Source organism: Azospirillum sp. UFLA03-27 (assembly GCF_059803775.1).
The window spans coordinates 1-26,097 of the sequence record NZ_JAUQTX010000075.1; the positions used below are offsets into that span (position 1 = coordinate 1).

The 26,097-nt window shown below is 67.3% G+C and carries 20 protein-coding genes and 1 pseudogene; 9 read left to right on the forward strand and 12 right to left on the reverse strand.

What is annotated here, in order from left to right; genetic code table 11:
- Positions 1-528 precede the first annotated feature (528 nt).
- Positions 529-2,784 carry a PAS domain S-box protein gene (locus Q4I23_RS13550; protein WP_498526557.1) on the forward strand — a complete coding sequence of 752 codons (2,256 nt, stop codon included), beginning with the start codon at positions 529-531 and terminating at the stop codon, positions 2,782-2,784.
- Positions 2,785-2,921: 137 nt separating this feature from the next.
- Here Q4I23_RS13550 and mepA read toward each other — a convergent pair whose 3' ends face one another.
- From mepA to Q4I23_RS13565, 3 genes are all read right to left on the reverse strand, one after another.
- Positions 2,922-3,656 carry a penicillin-insensitive murein endopeptidase gene (gene mepA / locus Q4I23_RS13555; protein WP_498526558.1) on the reverse strand — a complete coding sequence of 245 codons (735 nt, stop codon included), beginning with the start codon at positions 3,654-3,656 and terminating at the stop codon, positions 2,922-2,924.
- 314 nt (positions 3,657-3,970) lie between these two features.
- Positions 3,971-4,819 carry a sugar phosphate isomerase/epimerase family protein gene (locus Q4I23_RS13560; RefSeq protein WP_454018939.1) on the reverse strand — a complete coding sequence of 283 codons (849 nt, stop codon included), beginning with the start codon at positions 4,817-4,819 and terminating at the stop codon, positions 3,971-3,973.
- 175 nt (positions 4,820-4,994) lie between these two features.
- Positions 4,995-5,690 (reverse strand): GntR family transcriptional regulator, encoded by a 696-nt coding sequence (locus Q4I23_RS13565; protein ID WP_498526559.1) that lies wholly within the window; start codon positions 5,688-5,690, stop codon positions 4,995-4,997.
- 481 nt (positions 5,691-6,171) lie between these two features.
- Here Q4I23_RS13565 and Q4I23_RS13570 point away from each other — a divergent pair, with 481 nt between their 5' ends.
- From Q4I23_RS13570 to Q4I23_RS13590, 5 genes are all read left to right on the forward strand, one after another.
- Entirely contained in the window at positions 6,172-7,161 is a 990-nt protein-coding gene (locus tag Q4I23_RS13570; protein ID WP_454018937.1) for a C4-dicarboxylate TRAP transporter substrate-binding protein, read from the forward strand.
- Between the two features lie 28 nt (positions 7,162-7,189).
- Entirely contained in the window at positions 7,190-7,693 is a 504-nt protein-coding gene (locus tag Q4I23_RS13575; protein WP_237904134.1) for a TRAP transporter small permease, read from the forward strand.
- Positions 7,694-7,695: 2 nt separating this feature from the next.
- Positions 7,696-8,976, forward strand: a complete 1,281-nt coding sequence (locus Q4I23_RS13580; RefSeq protein ID WP_498526560.1) for a TRAP transporter large permease — start codon at positions 7,696-7,698, stop codon at positions 8,974-8,976.
- Positions 8,977-9,091: 115 nt separating this feature from the next.
- A complete protein-coding gene (locus tag Q4I23_RS13585; protein ID WP_498526561.1) occupies positions 9,092-9,835 on the forward strand; it encodes an SDR family oxidoreductase in 744 nt (247 codons plus the stop codon).
- Positions 9,832-10,917: an Ldh family oxidoreductase gene (locus Q4I23_RS13590; RefSeq protein WP_498526562.1), complete on the forward strand. Its 1,086-nt coding sequence runs from the start codon at positions 9,832-9,834 to the stop codon at positions 10,915-10,917. Before Q4I23_RS13585 ends, Q4I23_RS13590 begins: the two co-directional genes overlap by 4 nt.
- Positions 10,918-11,009: 92 nt before the next feature.
- On the opposite strand, the gene Q4I23_RS13595 is transcribed toward Q4I23_RS13590, so the two are convergent.
- From Q4I23_RS13595 to Q4I23_RS13630, 8 genes and pseudogenes are all read right to left on the reverse strand, one after another.
- Entirely contained in the window at positions 11,010-12,137 is a 1,128-nt protein-coding gene (locus Q4I23_RS13595) for an AI-2E family transporter (RefSeq protein ID WP_498526563.1), read from the reverse strand.
- 139 nt (positions 12,138-12,276) lie between these two features.
- A complete protein-coding gene (locus Q4I23_RS13600; protein ID WP_498526564.1) occupies positions 12,277-15,402 on the reverse strand; it encodes an efflux RND transporter permease subunit in 3,126 nt (1,041 codons plus the stop codon).
- Positions 15,399-16,553: an efflux RND transporter periplasmic adaptor subunit gene (locus Q4I23_RS13605; protein ID WP_498526565.1), complete on the reverse strand. Its 1,155-nt coding sequence runs from the start codon at positions 16,551-16,553 to the stop codon at positions 15,399-15,401. The genes Q4I23_RS13600 and Q4I23_RS13605 overlap by 4 nt, the downstream gene beginning before the upstream one ends.
- Positions 16,550-17,647, reverse strand: coding sequence for an efflux RND transporter periplasmic adaptor subunit (locus Q4I23_RS13610; RefSeq protein ID WP_498526566.1), 1,098 nt, complete (start codon positions 17,645-17,647; stop codon positions 16,550-16,552). Before Q4I23_RS13610 ends, Q4I23_RS13605 begins: the two co-directional genes overlap by 4 nt.
- A 27-nt stretch (positions 17,648-17,674) precedes the next feature.
- A complete protein-coding gene (locus Q4I23_RS13615) occupies positions 17,675-18,877 on the reverse strand; it encodes an acetate/propionate family kinase (protein ID WP_498526567.1) in 1,203 nt (400 codons plus the stop codon).
- Between the two features lie 7 nt (positions 18,878-18,884).
- Positions 18,885-19,814, reverse strand: a pseudogene (locus Q4I23_RS13620) (bifunctional enoyl-CoA hydratase/phosphate acetyltransferase); the annotation flags it as partial.
- A 42-nt stretch (positions 19,815-19,856) separates the two neighbouring features.
- Positions 19,857-20,333 (reverse strand): hypothetical protein, encoded by a 477-nt coding sequence (locus Q4I23_RS13625; RefSeq protein ID WP_454018929.1) that lies wholly within the window; start codon positions 20,331-20,333, stop codon positions 19,857-19,859.
- A 47-nt stretch (positions 20,334-20,380) separates the two neighbouring features.
- Positions 20,381-22,603, reverse strand: coding sequence for a DUF3141 domain-containing protein (locus tag Q4I23_RS13630; RefSeq protein ID WP_498526568.1), 2,223 nt, complete (start codon positions 22,601-22,603; stop codon positions 20,381-20,383).
- Positions 22,604-23,593: 990 nt separating this feature from the next.
- Here Q4I23_RS13630 and Q4I23_RS13635 point away from each other — a divergent pair.
- The 3 genes from Q4I23_RS13635 (at position 23,594) to Q4I23_RS13645 (ending at position 25,377) form a co-directional block, all read left to right on the forward strand.
- Positions 23,594-23,995: a Rap1a/Tai family immunity protein gene (locus Q4I23_RS13635; RefSeq protein ID WP_103038961.1), complete on the forward strand. Its 402-nt coding sequence runs from the start codon at positions 23,594-23,596 to the stop codon at positions 23,993-23,995.
- A 72-nt stretch (positions 23,996-24,067) separates the two neighbouring features.
- Positions 24,068-24,352: a YMGG-like glycine zipper-containing protein gene (locus Q4I23_RS13640; protein ID WP_237904145.1), complete on the forward strand. Its 285-nt coding sequence runs from the start codon at positions 24,068-24,070 to the stop codon at positions 24,350-24,352.
- Between the two features lie 149 nt (positions 24,353-24,501).
- Positions 24,502-25,377, forward strand: a complete 876-nt coding sequence (locus Q4I23_RS13645) for an aminoglycoside adenylyltransferase family protein (protein WP_498526569.1) — start codon at positions 24,502-24,504, stop codon at positions 25,375-25,377.
- 61 nt (positions 25,378-25,438) lie between these two features.
- Here the strand turns inward: Q4I23_RS13645 and Q4I23_RS13650 are convergent.
- The coding region (locus tag Q4I23_RS13650) for a hypothetical protein (RefSeq protein WP_498526570.1) at positions 25,439-26,097 on the reverse strand (659 nt) is incomplete at its 5' end.

Consider the following 26,097-nt stretch of genomic DNA (forward strand, 5'->3'; position numbering starts at 1 on the left):
TTTGGCGTTCTCCATCAGCGTATCCTCCCTGGAGCGCAATCGCTCTGATCTGGTCAGCCAGATCGGAACAATATATCAAGCGCCTCGTCACACAGGCAATTTGTGCAATAGTATTGCAGGCACTTGTGCCGCGGCCCGGAAATGAGCCCCTCGGCTGGGCCTGTTCAGGTTCCGGCAGCTTTCGTGCCAGCCTCCGTTTCGGAGGTGAAGGATGCGGCGCCGCGCCGCTCTTCGACCAGTGACGGCGACTTGGTTGTGCACCGCAACGCTCCGACGGCGTCCCGCTGACCAAAAGCCATGGTGAAAGCCGCTGCGATCGACTGTTAAAGCCAGGAACCATGCGGGACAACAACGTGCCGACGCACCGGCCTGCCTTCGGACCCTTCATTCTTGGGACTCATCGGCCATAAGGCAGCCTAAGCGTTCGGATCGGGGGCCAGGAACATGAGTCGAGATCCGCACGTCGGGGGAAGCGCACAGGGGAGCACACGGGCGTCCACCCGGCCGCCCGCCCGGTATGATGACGAGTTGGAGCAGGCGCTCACCGCGGCCGAGGATGCCCGCGATGAGGCCATGCGCATGGCCCGGGAAAGCGACCGTCTCCAGGCGCTTCTGATCGACCGCGATCGCGAGGTGGCCCGTTTGCGGGCGGAAGCCGAGCAACGCGAGGCGATCTCCCGGACGCTGTTGAGTCAGGTCGAGACGACGGTGCGCGACCGGCATTTCCGGGACGCCAGCACAGCCGAGGAGTTGCAGGTCGCCTTGGAGGAGTTGGAGGTCACCAACGCCGCCCTTGCCCAAGCCAACGAAGAGCTTGAGAAGAAGATCGTCGAGAGGACCGCGGCCATCCGCGCGAGCGAGACCAAATACCGCCTGCTGTTCGAGGCGATGGACGAGGGTTTTCTGCTCGGCGATGTCCTCTTTGACGAAGCCGACCGGCCGGTCGACATCCGGTTTCTTGAGGCGAATCCCTCCGCGACCCGCTTGATGAGGCAGGATGTCGTCGGGCGGCGGCTTCGGGAGATCGATCCGTCCCTCGAGCCCCATTGGTACGAGGTCTTCGGCCGCGCCGCGCGCGCCGGCAAGGCCACCCGTGCGGAGTTGTGCGCGAAGCCGTTGCGCGCCTGGTTCGACTTTTGCGTCTTCAAGGTGGGCGATGCCGACGACCGGCGTGTCGCCATCGTGTTCAAGGACGTCACCGAGCGCAAGCGGATCGAAGACGCGCTGAAGCGGTTCAACGCCACCCTGGAAGAGCGGATCGCCGAGCGCACCCGCGAGCGTGACCACTTGTGGGAGCTCAGCGAGGACCTCCTCGTCTATGCCGATTACGACGGCCGCCTGCTGCGGATCAGCCCGTCCTGGTCGCGCCTGCTGGGCCATGAGCATGCGGCGTTGCTCGCGCGTCCTTACAGCGAGATCATTCACCCGGAAGACATCGGGCTGGTGCAGGCGGCGCTGGACGAGCTTCGCGACCGCCGCCGCCCCATGCGGCTCAAGTGCCGGATCCTTGCGGCGGACGGCTCCTGGCGCTGGATCGCCTGGGTCCTCTCGCCCGATCCGGACGGTTGCCACCTGCACGGCGTCGGCCGCGACATCACCGCCGAGGAGGCGGCCAGGGCGGCGCTTCACACCGCCGAGGAGCAGCTTCATCAGGCGCAGAAGATGGAGGCGGTGGGCCAGTTGACCGGCGGTGTCGCCCACGACTTCAACAACCTGCTGATGGCGGTGCTCGGCAACCTCGATCTGCTGCGCAAGCACCTGGCCACCGACCCCAAGGCCAAACGGCTGATCAGTGGCGCCATGCAGGGGGCGCGGCGCGGGGCGACGCTGACCCAGCGGCTTCTCGCCTTCGCCCGACGCCAGGATCTGCAGACGCAGCCGGTTGCCTTGGGTGCCCTTCTGGACGACATGAGGAATTTGCTGGAACGCTCGGTAGGCCCGCGCATCGTGGTTCGCCTGAAGGTGCCCGCCGCACTGCCGCCGGCCCTGGTCGATCCCAACCAACTCGAACTGGCGATCCTCAATCTGGCGGTCAACGCCCGCGACGCCATGCCGGAGGGCGGCACGCTCACCTTCGACGTCACCGAAGCAGCCGGAACCGCAGCGGGCGGGCGCGCATCCGGCCCCTTCCTGCGCCTGAGCGTTCAGGACACCGGCATGGGCATGGACGCGGACACGCTCGCGCGGGCCGTCGAGCCGTTCTTCTCGACCAAGGGCGTGGGCAAGGGCACGGGGCTCGGGCTTTCGATGGTGCACGGGTTGGCGGTGCAGTCCGGCGGGGCGTTTCGGCTGTCCAGCGCGCCCGGTCGGGGGACCCTCGCGGAGCTGTGGCTGCCGGTGGCCGCCACGCCGGCCGAAGCCGCGGAGCCGACCATGGACCCCGCTGTGGACCCCGCTGTGGACCCTGCTGTGGAACCGGTCGTGGAAGCAGCCCCGGCCACGATCCTTGTTGTCGATGACGACGCGTTGATCGCCATGAGCACCGTCGACATGCTCACCGATCTCGGCCACACCGTCCTTGAGGCGAACGCCGGCCCGCCGGCGCTCGATGTGCTGAGAGGGAACCAGGACATCGACTTGCTCGTGACCGACTACGCGATGCCCGATATGACGGGGGCTGAACTCGCATGCGAGGCGCACAGGATCCGCCCGGATCTGCCGGTGCTGCTGGTGACCGGCTACGCGGATCTTCCCGACGGGGCCATCATCGATGTGCCGCGGCTCGCCAAACCGTACACGCAACAGCAGCTCGCCATGGCCGTGGCCAAGCTGCTGGCGGGGTAGCCAGAGCCGCTCGAACGTGAAACAAGCGGGCGCGGGAGGTATGAACAGGATGTCTTCCCGGACGCGATATGCCTTTTGAACCAGCGCACCAGGGCGTTGCTGACAGGTTGGCGGAACAGCCGGTTGTCGGCAGAGGCTCAATACCCCGCCAGCACCTCCAGACAGGCAGCCGGTGGCTCGGGGATGGCTTTGGGTGGCCGGGGCACCGGCGCTTCCTTCGGCGGCTCGAACCAGCTCAGAAGCTCCTGGCCGCAGCCGTCGCCCGGCGGAATGGGGGCTTGCGGGACGCAGGCCGTCGATCCGGCCGGGCAGTTCATCCGCACGTGGAAGTGCGAGTCGTGCCCACCCCACGGGCGCACGGCGTTCAGCCAGGAGCGGTTGCCCTGCTCGCTCTGGCACAGCGCCAGCTTGATCGCCGGGTTCACGAACACCCGCGCGACCTTCGGGCTCGTCGCCGCCAGTTGCAGAAGGCGGGCCTGACGGGGACCGAAGCGCTCCGGCAGAACGCGCTGCGTCTGCCGGTTCACCATGGTCGGGAAGTCTGTCCGCTCCCGCGCGTCACGCGCGAACGGCGGCTGGTCGAGATCGAACCACACGTCGACGTCGAGACCGATCTGGTGACTGGCGTGTCCGCTTTCCATGCGGCCGCCATAAAGCTTGGAGATGTCGCCGATGGCCAGCCGCCCGAGCCGCTCGGCCTGCGCCCGGCGGGCAAGGTCCTGAACGAACGCAATGGTGTCGGGGTGGCCGTGGTTCCGGTTCCGCGACAGGTTGACCGCCTGATAGCCGAGGCCCTCGGGAGGCAGCGTCTGCGCACCGCGAATGCAGCCGTTGGCGTAGCTGCCGATCGGCTGTGCCGAAAGGGACGGCATCGGCGGCTGCAAGGCCACCGTGCTTAGGTCCATCGGCACGGCGCCGGAAACCGGGGACGACGATCGGGGGGCCGCATCGGCCGCCATCGCGTCACCGGTGAACCAAACCCCGCAAAGGATCGTCAGCGCAGCGAAAGACCATCGTCGAGCCATGACCGGCCTGAAACCTCTCATCTTTGAGCCGACCCGACATTAGCATGGGGCTTGTGGTCTGGGCGTGCATTGCGTGGGAGGTCGGGGTCTCATCACCAAAGCCGCCCGGCGCACACCCGCGAACCGTTGGACGGGGGGTGCGCCGGCAGCGGCGGGTGTCGTCAGAGGCCGTGTTGATCGAGCAGCAGTTGCCCGTCGCGCGCCACGTCGTCGCCATGGTCGAACAGGTTGCGCCAGGACGCGACGCCCGCGGTGATGTCCGGGTGCGACACGGCGGAGGAGAAGGCTTCGACGCCGATCAGTCCCTGATAGTTGGCCGCCTTCAAGCGGCGCAGCATCGGGGCGAAGTCGATGGACCCCTCCGTCAGGCGGCCACGATGGTTCTGGTCGATCTCGAAATAGCCGAGATGGGGCATCGCCAGCTCAAGCGCGCCCAGCAGATCATTCTCCTCGATGTTCATGTGGAAGGTGTCGAGATGGATGCGGACGTTGTCGGCGCCGATCAGCTTGAGCATCCGGACGGCCTGCTCCGCCGTGTTGATCAGGTTGCTCTCGTACCGGTTGACCACTTCGAGCGCCAGCAGCATCCCGTAGGACGCGGCCCGTTCGGCGACGATCCGCAACCCGTCCGCCGCCGCCTGGAAGTTGGCGTCGCTCGGCACCCTCGACGCCTTCCCGAAGGCGCTGTAGAGGATGCCGCCCATGCGATCCGCGCCCATGTCGCGCGCCAGGGCGAGCGCCGCGCAATGCCGCTCGACCCCGCGGCGGTGCACCTCCGGGTCGGTGCTCGAAATGTCGTTGTCGACCTGAAGCGGCGAGGTCGCCACGGGGCGCACCCCCGCCCGCTCGCAGAGCGCGGCGATGGCCGCCGGTTCGATGCTGTCATGGTCGCGGATCGGCACCACCAGCTGGCCATAGCCGAAGGCCGCGGCCCGCTCGGCCGCGTAGGCACCGTCCTTGGTGGACCATTTCGGAATCCAGGTGTAGCTGTGGATCGACCGTCTGTTCATCTCGTTTCCTCCTGTTTGCGCCCGCGTGCGGGGCCGTTGGTCTTGCCGCCGGTTCGCAAAGGGCAAGCGGCCCCCTTCCCCGCCGGCGGTCCAACCGGCCTGGGTCTGCGTCCGTCAGTGATGCCCGGATAAACCGTCCGGCGGTGGAGCCCCCCGGCGGGGTCCCGGACGGGGTCTATTCGAAGAGAATGTCGTGACGCTTGAGGATGTCGTCGCGCATCGCCTCGATCATCTTCAAATGGGCCAGCAGGAGCGACTGGGTTCCCGCGACGTCGTTCGCCATGATCGAGCGCATCAGCTTGACGTGGTCGGCGATCGCATCGTCCTCATGATGGGCCTCCTGAAGCTCGAGGAAGCGCACCCGTGTCAGATGCGTCCTCACGTCGCTCAGCATCTCCAGCAGCATGGCGTTTCCGAGAACCCCGATGACGGTGTCGTGGAACGCCACGTCCAGTTCGGTGAAACCGACATAGTCCTTCTCCCGCACGACCTGTCTCTGCTGCTCGATCAGCGACAGCGCCTTGCTTTGCGCCGCGCTGTGATCGGCGGTCTTGTTCCAGATGCGCGCCACCTCGCCGAACGCCGACACCTCCAGCGCCTCCCGGATGAACTGGGCCTCCTTCACCTTGGCCACGGACAGGTGGGACACCTGCGCCCCGCGCTGCGGCAGGATGCTCAGCAGCCCTTCGTTCGCCAGCCGGGAAAAAGCCTGACGCACCGGTGTCCGGCTGACGCCGTATTCGTCGGCGACGGCGTTCTCGTAGATCATCGAGCCGGGCTGGAACGACAGCGAAATGATCCTCTTCCGCAGTTCCCTGTAGATCACGCTGTCCAGCGTGTTGCGTTCCAACACCAGCCGTTCGTTCTTCACCGTGTTCCCCCAGCCTCCGTGCAAGCGGACATCGCCCTTTCCGAGCCCAGAATCGCGATTATCGCCGGAGCGGACGAACCCACGCAAGGTCGCAGCGCCGCTGAACACAGTCCGGAACGCGGGCGGAACCGGACCGATGACTGATACAGCCGGACGAACACTTTGACATTACTGGTTGCACCTCCCATCCGTCACGCCGCCCTTGCCCGGCGGAATCCCGCCCGACCGTGCGTTCGATTGGACACCAATCAAAACGCCTTATGGATGATCCGTAGCACCTTGCATCCTTGGATACAAGTGTGCAAGATAACCGAACGTTGCGCTGGCCGAGCCGTTCGCCGTCCGTGCATGGCCTGCCCGTTCCCCGTGGATGGTCAGTAAACGAACGAACCAAGGGCAGTCTCAGGCTCCATGCTCAAAGCAACGAGCGCTCTTTGTCTCCGAACTCATAAGAAATTCTAGGGAGTAGGAAGTGACCAACATGTCCAAGCGCCTTGGCGCTCTTCTCGGAGCCACCGCACTGACGCTGATCGCGGGCATGGGAATGGCCCAGGCCCAGACGCAGAAGCACATCCTGCGCATGAACCATGTCCACAGCCCGGTCGAGGCCTATCATTCGGCGTTCCAGGAATGGGCCAAGCGCGTCGAGGAGCGGACCAACGGCGGCCTGAAGATCGAGGTCTTCCACAGCGCCCAGCTCGGCAACGAAGAGGACATCATCGAGCAGATCCGCCAGGGCGCTAACATCGGCCAGAACACCGACGCGGCGCGCCTCGGCAACTACGTCCGCGAGATCGCGGTCCTGAACGGCCCGTACTTCGTCGAGACGCTCGACGAGGCCTTCGCGCTGTCGAAGCTCGACATCGTCAAGAAGTGGAAGACGGAGCTGGCGGACAAGCACGGCCTCCAGGTCGTCTGCTTCGACTTCGTGCAGGGCAAGCGCCATGTCTTCGCCAACAAGCCGGTGCGCAATCCGGGTGACTTGTCCGGGCTGCGAATCCGCACCCCGCCCGCCCCGATCTGGCAGGAATCGGTGCGCGCCATCGGCGCGGCCCCGACGGCGATGAGCTTCGGCGACATCTACCCCGGCCTTCAGCAGCGGGCCGTCGACGGTGCGGAACTGACCTACGCCAACATCCGTCCGGGCAATCTCCAGGAGGTCGTCCGGAACGTCAGCGAGACCGGTCACATCCTGCTGATCAACTTCGAGGTCGTCAGCTCCGCCTGGTTCAAGAAGCTGCCCGCCGACTACCAGACCGCGCTGGTCGAGGAATGCAGCGCCGCCGGCCAGAAGGTGTCGAAGGTGCTCGCCGACGCCGCCGAAGGTGAGAAGGCCGCGCTGGTCAAGGGCGGAATGAAGGTGACCGACAACGTCGATCTGGAGGCCTTCCGCAAGGCCGGCGACGCTGCGTACCAGAAGCTCGGCCTCACCGAGGTGCGCGCGGCCGTCTACAAGGAATTGGGACGCTAAGTCATCCGAAGCCGGCGAGGCCTGCCTTATGAAGACTCTCTACGACTATGTGTTGAAGCTGGAGGCGATCCTCGCCGGCTTGTTCCTGATGCTGATGGTGGGGTTGCTTCTGCTGGGCGGCGTGGCGCGGATGATGCAGCACCCGCTCAACTGGACCATCGATCTGGCGACCTGCTTCTTCGCCTGGGCGGTGTTCCTGTGCGCCGACATCGCCTGGCGCAAGGACATGCTGATGTCCCTCGATCTGGTGACCGCGAAGCTGTCCGAGCGGTACCAGCGGACCCTGCTGTTCGTGAACTACGCGGCGATCGCGCTGTTCCTCTGCTACGCCGTCTACGGCGGCATCCTGCTCGCCTGGACCAGCCGGTCCCGGACCTTCAACGGCATTCCCGGCGTCAGCTATTCCTGGGTCACCTCCAGCATCGCCGTCGGGGCGGCCCTCATGCTCATCACCACGATTCTCAAGATACGGGCCCTGATGCGGTCCGACGGCGTTCCGTGCGCCGCTGCCGCCAGCGGGGAGACCGCCTGACCATGCTGCTCGTCGTTCTGGCCTTCGCGGTCTTCCTTCTCATCGGCATGCCGGTCGCCTTCGCGATCGGCATCTCGGGGGTGCTGTTCTTCCTGCAGCACCCGGAACTGCCCTTCACCATCCCGCTCCAGGTGACGGTGTCCCAGACCCAGAATTTCGCCCTGCTCGCCGTTCCCCTGTTCATCATGGCGGGCAACTACATGAACCGGTCGGGCATCACCGAAAGCCTGCTGAATCTGGCGTCGGTGGCCACCGGACACTTCAAGGGCGGCCTCGCCCAGATTTCGATCGTCCTGTCGGCGCTGATGGGCGGCGTGTCGGGATCGGCCATCGCGGACGCAGCGATGCAATCGCGCATCCTCGGCGAGGAGATGACGAAAAGGGGCATGTCGCGCGGCTTCACCGCCGGCGTGATCTCCTTCACCTCGCTTCTCACCCCGCTGATCCCGCCGGGCATCGGCATGATCCTGTACGGGACCATCGGCCAGGTGTCGATCGGGCGGATGTTCGCGGCGGGCTTCGCCCCGGCGCTTCTGCTCGGCATCGCCATGAGCATCGCCGTCTGGTACACCTCCAACAAGCGCGGATACCCTCCCGAGCGGGCGAAACGGGCGTCCCTGTCGGAGGTCGGCAGCGCCCTGAGGGGCGGTGTCTGGGCTCTGCTGTTCCCGGTCATCCTGCTCGTCGGATTGCGCATGGGCATCTTCACGCCCTCGGAGATCGGCGCCTTCGCGGTGCTGTACGCGCTGTTCATCGGCTTCGCCATCTACCGCCGGCTCAAGGCGAAGAGTTTCGTCGAGGCGCTTGAGGTCAGTCTCGCCGACGTCGGCTCCGCGATGTTCCTGATCAGCCTGTCGGCGATCTTCAGCTACGGCATCGTCTTCGAGCGCATCCCGGAAGTCATCGCGTCGTCCCTGACCAGCCTCACCGACAACGTCCAGCTGGTGATGGTGCTGATCGTCCTCCTGGTCCTGGTGGCGGGCCTGTTCATCGACGCGACGGTGATCATCATCATGATGACCCCGATCTTCCTGCCCGCGGTGCGGGCGATGGGCGGCGATCCGGTGCATTTCGGCATCGTCTTCATCGTTGCGGCGACCATCGGCAACTTCACGCCTCCGGTCGGGGCGGCAATGTTCACCGTCTGCTCGATCCTGAGGGTGTCGGTGGGCGCCTATGTGCGGGAGTCCCTGCCCCTGATGATCGCCATCGGGCTGACGACCCTGCTTCTGATCTTCGTGCCCGAGTTCATCCTCCTGATCCCGAACCTGCTCTTCGGATGACGGCGGCACGCCGGGAGGGCGGCGGAGACGACGCACTCCCGGCCCCTGGGCACATCGAATCCCTGCGTCCAACCCGGCGTCCGCTGCGGCGCCGACTGGTGGAGTTCCAAACACGATGACCGGCAGACTAGACGGAAAACGCGCGCTGGTGACCGGCGCGGGACAGGGCATGGGACGGGCCATCGCGCTCGCCTTCGCCCGGGAGGGGGCCAGCGTCGTCGCGGCCAGCCGCACGCTGTCCAAGATGGAGGATCTGCCCCGCATCGATTCCAAAATCACCCCCGTCGCTCTCGACGTGACCGATCCGGCGGCGGTGCGGCGCGTCGTCGCCGAGGCCGGGCCGCTCGACATCCTCGTCAACAACGCTGGCTGGGTGCACAACGGCACCATCCTTGACTGCAGCGACGAGGATTGGGCGCGCAGCCTGGACCAGAACGTCACCTCGATGTTCCACACCATCCGGGCGACGCTTCCCGGCATGATCGAACGGCGCCGAGGCTCCATCGTGAACGTCGCCTCGGTGGCGTCGAGCCTGACCGGCGTCGCCAACCGCACCGCCTACGGGACCAGCAAGGCGGCGGTGATCGGCCTGACCAAGGCCGTGGCCCGCGACTTCATCGGCGCCGGCGTCCGCTGCAACGCGCTGTGCCCCGGCACCACCCACTCGCCATCGCTGGAGGAACGCATCCAGTCGAGCGCCGACCCGGAGGGCATGCGGGCGCAGTTCATCGCGCGCCAGCCGATGGGCCGCCTGGGCACCGTCGAGGAGATGGCCGCCGCCGCGGTGTATCTGGCCAGCGACGAGTCCGGCTTCATGACGGGCAGCCTGCTCGTCGCCGACGGGGGGCAGACGCTGTGACCGGACCGGCTCACCCGACCGCCCGCTATGGCGCGGATGCCCTGGACTCCTTCTGCCGCGCGGTGTTCCTGGCCGCGGGAGCGGACGAGGCGACGGCGGACGCGGCCACCCGGGCGATGATGCACGGCTCCCGGCTGGGGGTCGACAGCCACGGTGTGCGGCTGCTCGGGCACTATGTGGCCACCATGACCCAGGGACGGGTGAACCCGCGCCCCGCCCCGCGCATCCTGTCGGAATTCGGCGCCGTCGCCACGCTGGACGCCGACAACGCCCACGGCGCGCTCGGCGCCTATCGCGCCCAGGAGAAGGCGGTCGAGCTGGCCGGCCGGTTCGGCATCGGCGCGGTCGCCATCCGCAACAACTCCCATTTCGGCCCGGCCGGCGCCTTCGCGCTCGCCGCGGCGGAGGCGGGCTGCATCGGCATGGCCGTCTGCAACTCCGACAGCTTCATGCGGCTGCACGACGGCGCCGAACGCTTCCACGGCACCAACCCGATCGCCATCGCCGTTCCGGTGAAGGACGGCGATCCGTGGCTGTTCGACATGGCCACCAGCGCCATCCCCTACAACCGCGTCCAGCTCTACCGCAGCCTCGGGCTCGCGCTTCCCGAAGCCACCGCGTCGGACCCCGAGGGGCGCAACACCACCGATCCCGAACGGGCCGAGATGCTGGCGCCGCTGGGCGGCGAGTTCGGCTTCAAGGGGGCCGGGTTGGCGGGATTCGTGGAAATCCTCAGCGCCGTCCTGACCGGCATGAAGCTGAGCTTCGAGATCCTGCCGATGCCCGGACCGGACCTGAGCACGCCGCGCGGCATGGGCGCCTTCGTGATGGCGATCCGTCCGGAGGCCTTCCTGCCGCAGGAGAGCTTCCAGGACAACATGGCGCGCTATCTGGCCGCCCTGCGCGGGTCCCAGGCCGTAGCGGGCCGAACGGTCATGGCGCCCGGCGACCGCGAATGGGCCGAGGCGGAGCGCCGCAGGACGCTTGGCATTCCCATCGACCAGACGACCGTCGACAGCTTCAACCAACTCGCCCAGGCCTATGGCATTCCCGCTCCGGCCCCGGCGGCCTCACCCGCATAAGGCCGGGTGGAATGAAGAAGGTGGCGCCGCAGGCGATCCGGGGCTGACGGTGTCGTGGTTGGTCGCCGGGCACGGCGTCCACCGGTCCCCGATCAAGGCACGGAGGAAGCGTCGCCCGGCTCGTTTCCTCCGCTCCATTCCCGGATGAGGCCGTACGCCACGGCGAGCAGCGTCGGGCCGAGAAAGATGCCGATCAGGCCGAAAGCGATGAGTCCGCCGACGATGCCCAGGAAAATGATGATGAAGGGAAGATCGCTGCTTCGACCGATCAGGATCGGGCGCAGGATGTTGTCGAGGCTGCCGACCAGCAGGCCGACCCAGGCCACCAGGAAGATTGCCATGCCGGTGCGGCCCTGGCTGGCCAGCCAGATCGCGGCGGGCAACCAGATCAGCGCCGGCCCCATCGGCACTAGCGTCAGGAAGAAGGTGACGAAGCCGAGGAACAGGGCGCCGGGAAGCCCCACGATCCAATAGCCCACGGTGGCGGCGATGGCCTGAACCAGCGCGGTGCCGAGCACGCCATGGACGACCCCGTTGATCGTTTCGGCGGCGACGTCGAGGGATTGCCGTGCGCGGTCGCCGGCGATCCGCCCCACGATGCTGCGCAGCCGGCGCACGGCGGTGCGACCGTCCCGATAGAGGAAGAAGGCGATCAGGACGCTCAGCGCGATCAGCGACGTCCCTGAGAGAAGATGCCCTCCGCTCGCCAGCACCCCGTCGCGGATCCGGCCGAGATAGGGTTGGAGCGTCGTGCGCAGATTGGACTCGCCGCTCGCCAGCACGCTCCAGACCTCCTGCAGCCGGTCCCCTAGAATCGGAATGCCGGCCAGCCAGTCCGGCAAAGGTGGAATCCCCCGGTCCATGGCCGCGTGAAGCGTCTCGAAGACCTGGAAAACACTCTCCGACAGCTTCATTCCAAGCGCGACGAGAGGCACGACGAGAACCGCCATGATCGCCAGCGTCATGATCGCCGCCGCCAGCGTCGTGCGGCCGCCGAGCGCGCGCTCGATGCGCCGATGCAGCGGCCAAGTGCTGAAGGACAGGATGACGGCCCACAGGATCGCCGCGATGAAGGGGCGCAACACGACGAAGCAGCCGATCAGCAGGACCAGCATCATGGACAGGACGAGCGCCTTGCGGACGTAGCTCATCTCGTGCCGCTCCGGGACCTCCGAGGCGTCGGCGTGCGGCATGAACCGGTCGTGAATGAAGTCCGCCATGGCTTCTGTCCCTTTCAGCGCGCAATGGTCCGAGCACCGCCGGTCTTGCGGAAATTCATCGGGTGGGAATTCGACTCCCGCACACGCATGATATCGAGCCGGACACGGCGGCAGGATCGGCGGCAGGATCGGCGGGTGGTCACACGCCGCTCGTCACCCCTTTGGTGGGCGCCGCGCCCGGCGGGTGCATGGCGCCGTCGTACCTCGGCTTGGCGCGCTCCTCCGCCGCCGGTTCCCGGATCCGGAACCAGGCGACGTAGAGCGCCGGCAGGAAGAGCAGCGTCAGCAGGGTCGCCACGATCAGGCCGCCGATGATCGCGTAGGCCATGGGACCCCAGAACACCTCCGGCGCGATGGGGATCATGCCCAGGCTCGCCGCCGCCGCCGTCAGCAGGATCGGCCGCACCCGGTGCATGGTGGCGTTGATGACGGCGTCCCAGGGATGCTCCCCGGCCTCCAGATGCTCGTCGATCTGGGCAATCATGATGACCGAGTTGCGGACGATCATGCCGATCAGCGCGACCACGCCCAGAATGGCGACGAAGCCCAGCGGCGTGCCGGTCGGCAGCAGCGCCGCGACGACGCCGATCAGGCCGAGCGGCGCCACGCTGATGACCAGGAACAGCTTCTGGAAGCTTTGCAGCTGGATCATGAGGATGGTCAGCATGACGAAGACCATGATCGGGAAGACGGCGGTGATCGAGGCCATGCCCTTGGCGCTGTTCTCCACCGTGCCGCCCGCTTCGACGGTGTAGCCGGGCGGCAGGCTGCGCCGCAGCTCGTCCACCGCCGGGGCCAGCTGCTGCACCACCGTCGCGGCCTGCAACGGGGGGACCAGATCGGCCTGGACGGTGATGGTCGGCAGGCGCGTCCGCCGCCAGACCACCGGCTGCTCCAGGTCGTAGCGCATGGTCGCGACCTCGCCCAGCGGCACGGTGCGGCCGTCCGGAATGGCGATCTGAAGGTTGCGCAGCGTCTCGATGGAGCTGCGCTCCGCGTTGGTCGCCTGGGCGACCACGTCGATCAGGTAGATATCGTCGCGCACCTGCGTGAAGGCGGCGCCCGATACCGTGGCGTTCAGCGCCTGGTTGAGCGACTTGGAGCTGATCCCCAGCAGGCGGGCCTTGTCCTGGTCCACATCGACCCGCACCACCTTCGACGGCTCGTTCCAGTCGTAGTTGACCAGCAGCGTGTAGGGGTTGGTGCCGATGGTGTCGGCCATCCGGGCGGCGATGGCCCGCACCTCGCCCACGTCCGGTCCGGAGACGCGGTACTGGATCGGCCAGCCGACCGGCGGCCCCATCTCCAGCGGGCTGACCCGCGTGTTGAGATCGGAGAAGTTCTCGTTCAGCACCTTCTCCAGCCGGGCGCGGACGGCCTCGCGGACCTTGTAGCCCTTGGTCACCACCACGGCCTGCGCGAAGTAATCGTTGGCCAGCTGCACGTCGAGCGGCAGGTAGAAGCGCACGGCGCCCTGGCCGATGTAGAAGCTCCAGCGCTCGACGTCGGGGTCGGCCGCCAGCACCTTCTCGAAGCGATCCACCACCTCCTCGGTCGACCGGATTGAGGCCGTCTGCGGCAGGGTCAGATTGACCAGCAGCTCCGGGCGGTCGGAGGCGGGGAAGAACTGCTGCTGGACGAAGCGCAGGCCGAAGACCGACAGGCCGAACAGCAGCAGCGTGGCGACGATCACCAGATAGCGCGCCCGCATGGCCAGGCGCAGGCTGCCCCGGAACATCCGCATCAGGCGTCCCGGTTCGCCGCCATGCTTCGATTTCATGGTCTTGGGCAGCACGTTCACCCCGATGAGGGGCGCGAACAGGACCGCCACGATCCAGGAGAACAGCAGCGCCATCGCCACCACGGCGAACAGCGTGAAGCAGTATTCCGCCGCACCGCCCTGGGCGAAGCCGATGGGAATGAAGCCGGCCACGGTGATCAGCGTGCCGGTCAGCATGGGAAAGGCCGTGGAGGTGTAGGCGAAGGTCGCCGCCTTATCGAGGCTGAAGCCCTCCTCCAGCTTGGTGATCATCATCTCCACGGTGATCATGGCGTCGTCCACCAGCAGGCCGAGCGCGATGATCAACGCGCCCAGCGAGATGCGCTGGAGCGTGATGTCGAAGAACTCCATGCCGATGAAGGTCATGCCCAGCACCAGCGGGATGGAGGTCGCCACCACCAGCCCGGCGCGCAGGCCCAGGCTGATGAAGCTGACCACCAGGACGATGACGACGGCCTCCTTCAGCGCCTTGGTGAAGCCGGCGACCGATTCCTCGACCACCACCGACTGGTTAGCGACGAGGTGGACGCCGATGCCCACCGGCAGGTTCGCCTCGACCTGCCGCATCCGCTCGCGGATGCCCTCGCCGAAGGTCAGCACGTTGCCGCCGGCCGCCATGGAGATGATCATCCCGATGGCCGGCTGCCCGTTGTAGCGGAACAGCGGCGACGGCGGGTCCGCGTAGCCGCGCCGGATGTCCGCCAGGTCGGCCAGCCGATAGAATTTGTCGTTGGCGCGCAGGCTGATGGCGCGCAGGCTGTCCTCCGACGTGAAGGCGCCGCTGACCCGGACCGAGATCTTCTCGTCGCCCGCCTGCACCACGCCGGCCGGCGCCACGGCGTTCTGGGCCTGAAGCTCGGCGATGACCTGCTCGCGGTCGATCCCCATCGCGGCCAGCTTGCGCGTCGAGAAGTCGAGGTAGATCCGCTCGTTCTGGACGCCGACGAACTGGATCTTGCCGACGTCCGGCACGCGCATCAGGTCGGCCCGCGCGGTCTCCGCGTAGTCCTTCAACTCGCGGTAGCTGAAGCCGTCGGCGGTGAAGGCGAAGACCGTGCCGAAGGTGTCGCCGAACTCGTCGTTGAAGGCCGGCCCCTGCACGCCCTGGGGCAGGGTGGCTTTCATGTCGGCGATCTTCTTGCGGACCTGATACCACAGGTCGGGCACCGCCTCGGCCGGCGTGTAGTCCTTCAAATTGACGTAGACGACCGAGATGCCGGGCTTGGTGTAGCTCTTGACGTAGTCGAGATAGGGGATCTCCTCCAGCTTCTTCTCGATCGGGTCGGTCACCAGCTTCATGGTGTCCTCGATGGTGGCGCCGGGCCAGTTGGCCTGGACCACCATGGTCTTGATCGTGAAGGCCGGGTCCTCCTCGCGACCGAGGCGCATGTAGGCCATGCCGCCCGCCAAGGTCAACGAGATGATCAGGTACCAGACGAAGGAGCGGTGGCGCAGAGCCCACTCGGAGAGATTGAAGCCGGTCATGGTGCCGCCGCCGTTTCGATTTTCTGGTTGAACCGGACTCTCTGGCCTTCGCTCAGGCTGTGCACGCCCGCGGTGACCACGACGTCGCCGCGGGTCAGGCCCTCGGTGACGATGACCGGGCCATCGCTTTCCCTGGCCCGGATCACGACCGGCTGGCGCCGGACGGTCTGGGCCTTCGGGTCGACGACCCAGACGAAGCTCCGCCCCCCCTCCTCGAACAGCGCCGTTCCCGGCAGCTCGACCACCGGGGCGGGGGGCTGCTTCAGGCGCCCGACGACGGTCGCGCCGAGGCGCAGGGCGTCGGGCGGGTTGTCCAGCGCGATCCGGACGGTGTGGGTCCGGGTGACGGGATCGGCCTGGGGCGAGATCTCGCGGACGCGGCCCACCGCCGCGATGTCCGGTGCGCCGGCCAGCGCGACCTCGATCACCGGGTCCTTCGGCGCCGCCCGGATGCCGGTTTCGGCGACGTTGAAGACGGCTTCGCGCTCCTCCGGCTGGGCGACGCGCACCACCATCTGGCCGGCTTCGACCACCTGTCCGGGCTCGGCCCCGATGGTGGTCACCACGCCGTCCCGATCCGCCCGCAGCTCCGTGTAGCCGACCCGGTCGCGGGCCGATTGCAGCGCCGCCTGCGTCGCGACGACCTTGGCGTCGGCGGTGCGCATCGCCAGCAGCGCCGCGTCGTACTGCGCCTGGGGCGCGTTGCCGTTGGCCAGCAGTTCCCGCTTGCGGTACTCCTCGTTGCGCGCCTGCACCTGATCGGCCTGCGCGGAGGCGAGGTTCGCCTCGGCGGTCCGCAGCGCGTTGCGCTGGTCCTGGTCGTCCAGCCGCGCCAGCACGTCGCCGGCCTTGACCAGACTGCCGACATCGACCTTACGCTCGACCAGTTTTCCGGCGATGCGGAAGCCAAGGTCGGCGTCGGCCCGCGCCTCGATGGTTCCGGTGGCGGAGCCGCCCATCCGGAAGGTCACCGGCTCCACCGTGATCGTTCGCACCGGGCGGATCACCGGCGCCGCATCGGCGTGATGGCCGCCCTGCGGCTGACAGGCCGCCAGCGTCGGGGCCAGGGCCAGCAGCGCGATGAGAAGCGGGTTCGTGGTTGGCTGCCGCATGCTTGGGGGCCGCATGGTTGGTCGCGCGATGCGGGTCATGCGCCGCTCCCCTGCTTGATGGTGACCTTCTGGTCCGGCCGCAGCTTCTGGACGCCGCCGACCACCACCAGATCGCCATCGCTGAGGCCGCTGGAGACGGTGACCGTACCGGTGTCGTATTGAAGGACGGAGACGGGGCGCAGGCTCACCGTGTCGGCCGGCCGCGCCACGACCCAGACCGCCGGTTCCCCATTCTCCGTCTGGAACAGCGCCGAGGACGGCAGATTGACCACCGGGCGCGCCGGCAGCTTGGCCCGCCCGACGACGGAGGAGCCGAGCAGGAAGGCGTCGGGGGCGTTGGGCAGGGAAACCTTCACGGTGTAGGTCCGGGTCACCGGATCGACCCCCGGAGACACCTCGCGGATCGTTCCCTCGGTGACGGTCTTCGCATCGTTGACGAGCCGCACCTCGACCGTCGGCAGGCCCTCCCGTCCTTCAAGCCGGATGCTGGCGCCCGGCACCTGGAAGACCGCTTCCCGCTCTCCCGGATCGGCCAGCCGCAACACCGTCTGGCCGACGGCGACCACTTGGCCGGGCTCCGCCATCTTCGCCGTGATGACCCCGTCGCGGTCGGCCCGCAGTTCGGTGTAGGACAGCGTGTCGCGGGCCGAGCCCAGCTGTGCCTGGGCGGAGTTCAGCTCGGCCTGCGCCTGCTGGTAGCGCTTCTGGGCGTTGTCGTACTGGACACGGGTGGTGAAGCCGTTGGCGAGCAGGGAGCGCTGGCGCTCCTCCTGCGTCCGGCTCTGCTCGACGGCGGCCTGCGCCGCCGCCACGTCGGATTCGGCTGACTTCACGGCGTTGGTCTGGTCCTGGTTGTCCAGCCGCGCCAGCAGTTGGCCGGACGTGACCGTCTGCCCCACATCCACCAGCCGCTCGACCACCTTGCCGCCGACGCGGAAGCCGAGGTTGCTCTCGTGGCGGGCCTGTATTTCGCCGGTCAGCGCGGCGGTGCGGTCGAACTGGCTCACCTGCACCGGCAGCGCGCGGATCAGCGTCGCCTCGGCCGGTGGCGGTGCCGGCTGCTCGCAGCCGAGAAGCAGGAGGCCGGCGACGATCGCCGATCTGGATGACCCAAAGCCGGATAACCAGGACATGATGCCTCTCTCCTTCTCGGGGCCGTGTTACGCGGAGCGGTGGCGGCGGAGGATGTCGCGGGTGTGGAGCGCGATCATCCGTTCCTCGTCGGTCGGGATGACCCAGCCCTTGACCCGGCTGTCCGGCGTCGTGATGCACAGCGCGTTCGCGGCGTTGGCCGCCTCGTCGAGGTCGAAGCCGAGCCAGCGCGCCCGCTCCGCGATGGCCTTGCGGATGGCGGGCGCCCGTTCGCCGATGCCGGCCGTGAACACCAGCCCGTCGATGCCCCCCATGGCGGCGGCCAGCGCCCCGATGGCGAGGCTTGCCCGGTAGACGAAGCAGTCCAGCGCGAGTCTGGCGCGCGGGTCGGTGCTGGCCAGCAAGTCGCGGACGTCGTTGCTGATGCCGGACAGCCCCTTCAGGCCGCAGTCGTGGTACAGCAGCCGTTCGATGGCGCGGGCGTCCATGCCCTTGTCCATCAGGTACAGGACCACGCCGGGGTCGAGCTGCCCCGGCCGCGTGCCCATCGGCAGCCCGTCCAGCGCGGTGAAGCCCATGGTGCTGTCCACGCTGCGCCCGTCCCGGATGGCGCACATGCTGGCCCCGCTGCCGAGATGCGCGACGACGACGCGCCCGCCGGCGATCTGGGGGGCGAGGTCCGGCAGGCGCCCGGCGATGTATTCGTAGCTCAAGCCATGGAAGCCGTAGCGCCGCACCCCCTCCCGGTGGAGAGCCTCCGGGATGGCGTAGCGGTCGGCCGGTTCGGAATGGTGCCGGTGAAAGGCCGTGTCGAAGCAGGCCACCTGAAGCACGTCCGGCAAGAGCTTCCGGATCGCCCGGATCGGCGCCAGATTGTTCGGCTGGTGGAGTGGGGCGAGCGGGACATAGGTTTCCAGAGTCCCGATCACCGCGTCGTCCACCGCCACATGGGTGTCGTAGGTCGGTCCGCCGTGAACCACCCGATGCCCGACCGCCACAGGCATGGCGCCGCTCAGCCGTTCCCGCAGCCACGCGCCGAGAAAGGTCAGCGCGCCGGGAACCCCGTCACCGGACTCAGCCGGCAAGGGAACGCTTCCGTCCTGGAGAACCAGCCGGGGCGTCGTGCCGATCCCCTCGATCCGGCCGCGCAGGCGCACCGGCAGCGTCCCGTCCGCCGCATCGAACAGCTGGAACTTGATGCTGGAGGAACCGGCGTTGATGACCAGGATCGTTTCGGTCATGCCCGTCTCGGTCATGGTCGTTTCGGTCATGGCGACCTCACCCCTTCACCGGCTGCTCGACCCGCTGCTGGTGCGCGTACAGGGCCGCCACGGCGCAGGAGGCCATGCGCGTCATGACGCTGTCGGCCCGGCTGGTCAGCACGATGGGCACCCGCGCGCCCAGCACGATGCCGGCGGCATCGGCGTTCGCCAGGAAGGTCAGGTTCTTGGCGAGCATGTTGCCCGCCTCCAGATCCGGCACGACGAGAATGTCGGCCTGCCCGGCGACCGGGGACTCGATACCCTTGATCCTCACCGCTTCGGGGCTGATGGCGTTGTCGAGCGCCAGCGGCCCGTCCAGCAGGCCGCCGGTGATCTGCCCACGGTCGGCCATCTTGCACAGCGCGCCGGCCTCCACGGTGGAGGGGATTTTCGGGTTGATGGTCTCGACCGCCGACAGGATCGCCACCTTCGGCTGGGGATTCCCCAGCGCCCGCGCCAGATCGATGGCGTTCTGGATGATGTCGCGTTTGTCCTCCAGGGTCGGCGCGATGTTCACCGCGGCGTCGGTGATGAACAGCGGCTTCCCGTAGGTCGGCACGTCCATGATGAAGACGTGGCTGATGCGCCGCTCCGTCCGCAGCCCGCTGTCCTTCCTGGCCACCTCGCGCAGCAGCTCGTCCGTGTGCAGGCTTCCCTTCATGAGAAGCTGGGCACGCCCCTGGCGCACCAGTTCCACCGCAGTGGCGGCGGCGGCGTGGCTGTGGGGCACGTCCACGATCTCGTATGGGGCGATGTCGAGCCCGGACTCATCCGCCACCGCCCGGATGCGCGCGGCCGGACCGATCAGGATCGGGGTGATGAAGCCCTGGCGGGCCGCATCGACGGCACCGCCCAGGGACGAGGCGTCGCAGGGGTGCGCCACCGCCGTGGGAACGGGGGGAATCTCGCGGCAGGCAGCGACCAGCCGTTCGTACTTTTCGTGCCGATGCGGAGAGGATGGCTGGTTTCCGGCCATGGCGTTCCCTCCTCACCAGCGCAGATAGAGTCCGACATCCCCCGGCATGCCGCCGGGATAGTCCAGGATCTGCGCCCGCAACTTGTAGCCCTTGGCCCGCAGGGTCTTGTCGAAGACCTCGTAGGCTTCGCGGGCGAAGCCGGTCAGGGAATTCGGCCAGTCCGGCTCGAAATTGTTGATCGCCCGGCCACCGTCGGTGCAGTAGCTGCTCGGGAAGCGCGCAATCTGGATTTCCTTCACGCCGCGCGACGCGGCGTCGCGCACCGCGCGCGTGAACCGCTCCTTGGCGTCGGGGCGGATGTGCTGGTTCATGAAGGCTTCGCGGACGGTGTCCTGTTCCTTCATGTGCTTCTTTTCCCGCTCCAGGGCTTCCTGGAGCAGCGCCATCTCGTGCTCCTCGGCGAGCTTCCGGAGTTCGGCGGGCGAGATCAGGTCGTCGCCGATGTCGGGGACGGCCGTGGCCGCCTTGCTCTGATCAATGTTGCTCATGATGCGTTCCCCTTGTTGTTTGTCAGCCTTGTGCGTCGGCGCCGGGTTCACTTGGCCTTCGCGGTGCCCATCACGCCGCGCTGCGTGTCCGCCTTGCTGATGTCGGTGGCGGCCTTACCCAGCGACGATCCGCCGGCCCCGGGCAGCACGCGCAGGGGTGGTTCGCGCCCGGCCTCGATACGCTCCTCCTTGTTGTGCAGAAGGGCGTCCACCTGCCGCAGGCGGGCGCGCTGGTCTGGGGTCAGCGGTCCGGATGCCTCCAGAACGCGCTCCGCCAGCGCCATCACCTCCTTGCGCTCCTTCTCGCCGGACAGAAGCTTGGGCAGCGCGCCCATCGCCGCGGCTTCGTCCATCAGCATCAGGAAGACCTGTTCGCGGAAGACCGCGCGAACGGCGTCGACGGTCAGGTGCTGGGTGCCGGAATGCTCCTCGCGGATTTTCCGCAGCATCTGGAAGGCGCGCTCGTCGAGGGCGCCTTCGCCGCGCCGCGCGTGGATCAGGACGCGGAACAGCGCCTCCCGCACACCGCCTTCCTCGACGCGGGCCATGATCTCGGCCATCCGCTTCTCGACCAGGGCTTCGAACGCCTCGTCGCGGACATGCGGCGGCCGCGCGTCCTCGCCCGGCGCGGCCAGCCCGACCAGAGCCTGAAGGAGCGGTGCGTTGTAGAGGCCCATGAACAGGCGCTCGACGGCGCCGTCGCGCGCGTCCCGCCAGCGGTCAAGCCCCTGCACGATCTCGTCCGAGACGCGGTTCTGCGCGCTCAGGTACGGGTTGTCCGGGCTCACCGGGCGGCGGTGCTCGCGCACCCAGTCGGCCATGGGGCCGACCGGCGCCATGAAGGGGTTGAGGTGCGAGAACAGGTAATACTGGCTGCGCGCCGGGTTCATCATCCGCAGCCATTCGGCGAAGGGCTCGTTGACGGTCGCCTGGATGGAGGGCCGGGCGAAGGTGGCGTACAGACCCTTGTTGATGTCCGAGATGCGGGCCACCGCGGCGAAGCGCCGGTCGTCCTCCGGCGTGTTGCCGCCAAGCCCGCGGATGTCGTCGAGCGTGCGCGGCTCGAACCGCGTCACGTAATCGCCCGCGACCAGATCGGCGCCGGGGACATTCGGGTCCTTCGGCTGCAGGATCATCTCGTAGAGACCGGGTGGCAGCAGGTCGATGAAGTCGATGTTCTCGACGAATTCCGACGTTTCCTTGCGGGCGACGCGGCCGGACACGAAGATGCCCAGGTGCCCGATGTCGTGATGGAGGTTGTAGACGATGGTCTGCTCGTGGGCCCGGATGTCCTCGACGTCGCTGTAGAGGTCGAGGATCCAGCCCAGCGCCTGTTGCGGCGGCGTGATGTTGTCGCCGAAGGACGCGAAGACCAGGATGGGCGAGCGGATGTTGCGCAAATCCAGCCGGCGCCCGTTCCGGACGATGCCGCCGCTGGTCATCTTGTTGCCGACGAACAGCTCGTCGGTGATGGCCTCGATCTCCTCCCCGTTCATCAGGAAGAAGCCGCTCCACCACTTTTCGAATTCAAGGTACCGGTCCGCTTCCGTGTCGATATGGGCGTACAGGTTGTACGCCTTCTTCCAATAGGTGTTGGCCGGGTCCAGCTTCTCGAAGTTGCCGACCAGATGCGCCCCGTCGAAGCGGCCGTTGCCGAGATCGCTGGCCAGGGCGGCGAGCCAGGCGCCGCCATAGAGTCCGCCGAGGTAGCGCATCGGGTTCCGCCCCTTCACGCCAGCCCAATAGGACAGCGGTGAGCCCGCGATGATGATCGGTCCCATCAGGTCGGGCCGGACCGCGCTCAGCGCCATCACCGCCCAGCCGGCCTGGCAATTGCCGATGACGCACGGCTTGCCGCCCGCATTGTCGTGCAGTTTTCCGACATGCTCGATGAAGAAGGCCTCGGCTTCACCCACGTCGGCGAGGGTCTGGCCCGGCTCTGGTTCAGGATGGAAACCGATGAAGTAGCAGGGGTGGCCGGCGCGCAGAGCGGTGCCGATCTGGCTGTCCGGCTTGAAGCCGCCGATCCCGGGCCCGTGACCGGCGCGCGGATCGACGATCACGAACGGGCGCTTGGCCGGGTCCATGCCGACGGCGGGGTCCGGCAGAATGCGAAGCAGCATGTAATTGCACGGCCGCTTCAGCTTTCGTCCCTCCATCACGACCTCGTACGGGAAGGACAGGACGGGTGGCTTTCCTTTATCGGCGTGGTCCATGAACTGGTCGCCGCGGCGCCGCAGGACATCCAGGAACAGGACCCAGCGCTGCATGGCATCGACGCCATAGTCGAAAGCGTCCTGAAACGGGTTGGGAAGATTGAACGGGTTGGGGAAAGCCGGCGTTGGCCAACCACCATCCGTGTCTTTCCCGGCCACACTCTCTTCGACCGGCTTTGCCCCAGCCTGTTTCACCCCTGTTGATTTTGCTGCGGTCCCGTTTTCTGCGGGTTCGACGAAGGGGCCGAGAAAGGGAAATGCCGCGGTCCAGGCGGAAAACCAGCTCGCCAGAGGCTGCTGTTCCGTCAGGGGACGCACCCGCCGATTTTTCATCACATGTCCTCTTTGGCTGTACGCTCCTGCGCCGGCTGTGCGTTCGCTGTGCCGACCGGCTTCTTTGCATCCGCGAAGGCGTTGCGACGCCGGCGCTGCGGATACCGACCCATGATGAGAACGTGAGGGGCCAAGGCGCTGGCTTCGACACTGGCTTTAAGACACGGGAAATACTGCACCGCATCATCCGCCGCGTTGAAGCATGCAACTGTTGGCGCTGTTACCGTATCAGGCTGCTTTCCCTTGGTGGTTCATTCCCGAAACAGTGCGGCGGCACCGTCTTCCGGCGGGGATTCGGGCTTTGAATTTTTCATGAATGAGATTCGGATTTTGGCAAACCCACCCCAGCGGGTCTTTGTGCGTTTTTGTTTAATAATTTTATGGAATTTTTCTTTCATTAAGCAAGAATGCGCCCTGCAAGGGGGTAAATTCTGCTCGTTCATTGGCATAATGAACAGAGGATGACCCTCTTCACATGACCGATACGGTGGGCGTTACCGTAGCATGACTGCGCTTTGGCTTGGAGGAATGCTACCTTCCAAAGCACAGTGTCTTGCGAGTTAAATTCTCGCCCCCGACCTGTGCACCCCGTCCATCCGATCGGCGGTCCATCGATTTCGCATCGGGCCGGCCGGTTCGTCGGGGAAGCGTCTCCTGTCCCTGAAAATCCGCTTACAAAAAGCCGCCCACAAAAAGCGCTGGGAGCAAACCATGAAACACCGAACCAAGGTCGCTCTGGCCGTTGCCCTGACGGCGACGGTGATCACCGCCGCGAACGCGCAGATGGGGCCGGCCCCCACGGAAACCAATTTTCAGGTCCGCACCACGGGCGACCTTGTGCGGCTGTGCGAAGCCACGCCAAACGACCCGACCGGCATCGCGGCGCTCCATTTCTGCCACGGTTTCGCCGTCGGCGCCTATCAATACCATCAGGTCGTAACGGCCGCCGAAGGCAAGCGCCAGCTGGTGTGCGCGCCGACGCCACCACCGTCGCGCAACGACGCCGTTTCCGCTTTCGTCACCTGGGCAAAGCAGAATCCCAAGCTGATGGACACGCCGCCGGTGGATGGGCTGTTCCGCTTCCTGTCCCAGCGCTACCCCTGCCGCGCCTGATCCCGCCGGCATCCGCTTCCTCCGCCGCGGTCCACGGCCTTCGATCGAAGGCCAACCAGGATGGGAAAGACCATGAAACCCACACAAATCCTCCGCGTCGCCGTCGTCGCGCTTCCCCTTGCAGCGTGCGCCGACATGTCACCGACCCAGCAGCGCGCGCTCACCGGCACGACCGGAGGTGCTGCCGGCGGAGCGCTGATCGGCGCCATCGCCGGCAACGCCGGCATGGGTGCGGCCATCGGCGCCGGTGCCGGTCTGGCCGGCGGTCTGCTCTACGACTATCACAAGCGGACCGAGGCCTCGGCCTACCAGCGCGGCGTCCAGCAGGGGTCCACCCAGCAAAGCGGCACCCAGTGACCCGCGGCGGTCATGCGCTGAGGTGGTCATGCGCTGAGGTGGTCATGCGCTGACGGGGACGTTCTCGCCATGCCGCCGATCCCGCTGGATGGCAGGCGCGTCCTCGTCACGGGCATTGCCAACGACCGCGTAAAGGACAATCGCGAAGCTTGGCCAGCCTTTGTCATGCCGTGACGTTGTCATGCTGCGACGTGGCTGGCATTCTGATGGCGATGATACCGTTCCTGGCGCATGAACCACGATCCTGCGAGCAGACCGTTGCCGCTGCGGCGGTTGTTCGCGACGTTCTCGGCGGCGCCGCCTCAGCCGCGTATCTCTACGGATCGGCGGTCGCGGGCGGCCTGCGCCCGAACAGCGATCTCGACATCCTCGTCGTCACCGAGCGATCGCTGTCAAACACTGAGCGCGTCGCGATCATCCGTCAGCTTCTGCCGATCTCGGGAAGCACCGCCGTCGGCGGGCCGGGCCGCCCCATCGAACTCACCATCCTCGCCCGCCCGGCCCTGACCCCATGGCGTCACCCCGGTTGCCTTGAGCTTCAGTATGGCGAATGGATGCGCGCCGAGTTCGAGCGGGGCGGCATGCCCGAATGGCCGTGCCGGGATCCCGACGTCGCCGTCCTGATCGAGACGGCCCGCCGCGGAGCCCTGCCGCTCTTCGGCCCGCCCGTCGACTCGGTCCTCGGCCCGGTGCCGCGCGCGGATCTCGTCCGGGCCATGATGGACATGGTGCCGATCCTGATTCCGGGCATCGAAGAGGGGGACGACAGACGAAACGGGCTGCTGACCCTGGCGCGCATCTGGACGACGCTCACGACCGGCGAGATCCTCCCGAAGGATCAGGCCGCCGATTGGGCGCTCGCGCGTCTGCCCGAGGAACACCGGCGCGTTCTGGCGCACGCCCGGGCGGCCTATCTCGGCGAGGAGCGGGAGGATTGGAGCGATCTCGCGCCGGGGGTGCGACCGCATGTCGACCACGTCATCGCACGCATCCGGACCCTGACGGCTGGCACATCACCGGAGTGACGACGGATCGGCGGGGGCTGGCAGGGCGGAAGCGTCCGCGCCATGACAACCCTCACAGCGGTCAGTAACCGGGCGGCGCAGTGACGGTGACGTAGGTGACGCTTCCGTCCACATAGCTGCGGTTGTACCAGGTTCCACCGCAGCCGTAATAGCTGACGCCGCCGTACGGCACGACGGTGGGCGTGCAGGGAAGCACCGTCACGTAGTTGGGACCCGCCGTGGCGGCACCGGCGATGTAGCCGGCGGTCGCTCCCACCGCCGCACCCGCAAGGGCCCAGCCCCAATCGTCATCATCGTCGTCATAATGATGACCATCCCAGTCGTTGGCGATGTTCTGCGCCGCGTAGGCCCGCGATTCCGTGCGTTCGGTCTGGCCTTGCTGGCGGGCTTCCGTGCGTTCGGTCTGGCCCTGCTGGCGCTGGCCCTGCCGCTCGGTCCGCTCCTGCTGGCCCGAAGTGCGCGTGTCGGCCCGGGCTTCCGTGCGGGTCTGCTTCGTCTCGGCGCGCTGCGCGGAACGCTCCGTAGCGCCGGACTGCCGGGACGCCGTCTGTGCGGAGGCCATCCGGTCGCTCGACCGCTGGGTGGCGCCGGCCTGACGAGCCCCCACTCCCGCCGTGGATCGTCCCGCCGAGGAACGTTGAGCGGAAAAGCCGCCACCCGCCGCCGGACCGGACCGGGAACTGTCTCTTATACACATCTCCGAGCCCACGAGACTATAAC

Excerpts from the sequence above, each read along its gene's own strand:
- Q4I23_RS13560 (WP_454018939.1), bottom strand. The coding sequence starts at position 4,819 with ATGAACAGACGGTCGATCCACAGCTACACCTGGATTCCGAAATGGTCC.
- Q4I23_RS13595 (WP_498526563.1), bottom strand. The coding sequence starts at position 12,137 with ATGGCGGACTTCATTCACGACCGGTTCATGCCGCACGCCGACGCCTCG.
- Q4I23_RS13630 (WP_498526568.1), bottom strand. The coding sequence starts at position 22,603 with ATGCAGCGCTGGGTCCTGTTCCTGGATGTCCTGCGGCGCCGCGGCGAC.
- Q4I23_RS13615 (WP_498526567.1), bottom strand. The coding sequence starts at position 18,877 with ATGACCGAAACGACCATGACCGAGACGGGCATGACCGAAACGATCCTG.
- Q4I23_RS13580 (WP_498526560.1), top strand. The coding sequence starts at position 7,696 with ATGCTGCTCGTCGTTCTGGCCTTCGCGGTCTTCCTTCTCATCGGCATG.
- Q4I23_RS13600 (WP_498526564.1), bottom strand. The coding sequence starts at position 15,402 with ATGACCGGCTTCAATCTCTCCGAGTGGGCTCTGCGCCACCGCTCCTTC.
- Q4I23_RS13575 (WP_237904134.1), top strand. The coding sequence starts at position 7,190 with ATGAAGACTCTCTACGACTATGTGTTGAAGCTGGAGGCGATCCTCGCC.
- Q4I23_RS13640 (WP_237904145.1), top strand. The coding sequence starts at position 24,068 with ATGAAACCCACACAAATCCTCCGCGTCGCCGTCGTCGCGCTTCCCCTT.
- Q4I23_RS13625 (WP_454018929.1), bottom strand. The coding sequence starts at position 20,333 with ATGAGCAACATTGATCAGAGCAAGGCGGCCACGGCCGTCCCCGACATC.
- Q4I23_RS13605 (WP_498526565.1), bottom strand. The coding sequence starts at position 16,553 with ATGACCCGCATCGCGCGACCAACCATGCGGCCCCCAAGCATGCGGCAG.
- Q4I23_RS13635 (WP_103038961.1), top strand. The coding sequence starts at position 23,594 with ATGAAACACCGAACCAAGGTCGCTCTGGCCGTTGCCCTGACGGCGACG.
- Q4I23_RS13610 (WP_498526566.1), bottom strand. The coding sequence starts at position 17,647 with ATGTCCTGGTTATCCGGCTTTGGGTCATCCAGATCGGCGATCGTCGCC.
- mepA (WP_498526558.1), bottom strand. The coding sequence starts at position 3,656 with ATGCCGTCCCTTTCGGCACAGCCGATCGGCAGCTACGCCAACGGCTGC.
- Q4I23_RS13570 (WP_454018937.1), top strand. The coding sequence starts at position 6,172 with ATGTCCAAGCGCCTTGGCGCTCTTCTCGGAGCCACCGCACTGACGCTG.
- Q4I23_RS13585 (WP_498526561.1), top strand. The coding sequence starts at position 9,092 with ATGACCGGCAGACTAGACGGAAAACGCGCGCTGGTGACCGGCGCGGGA.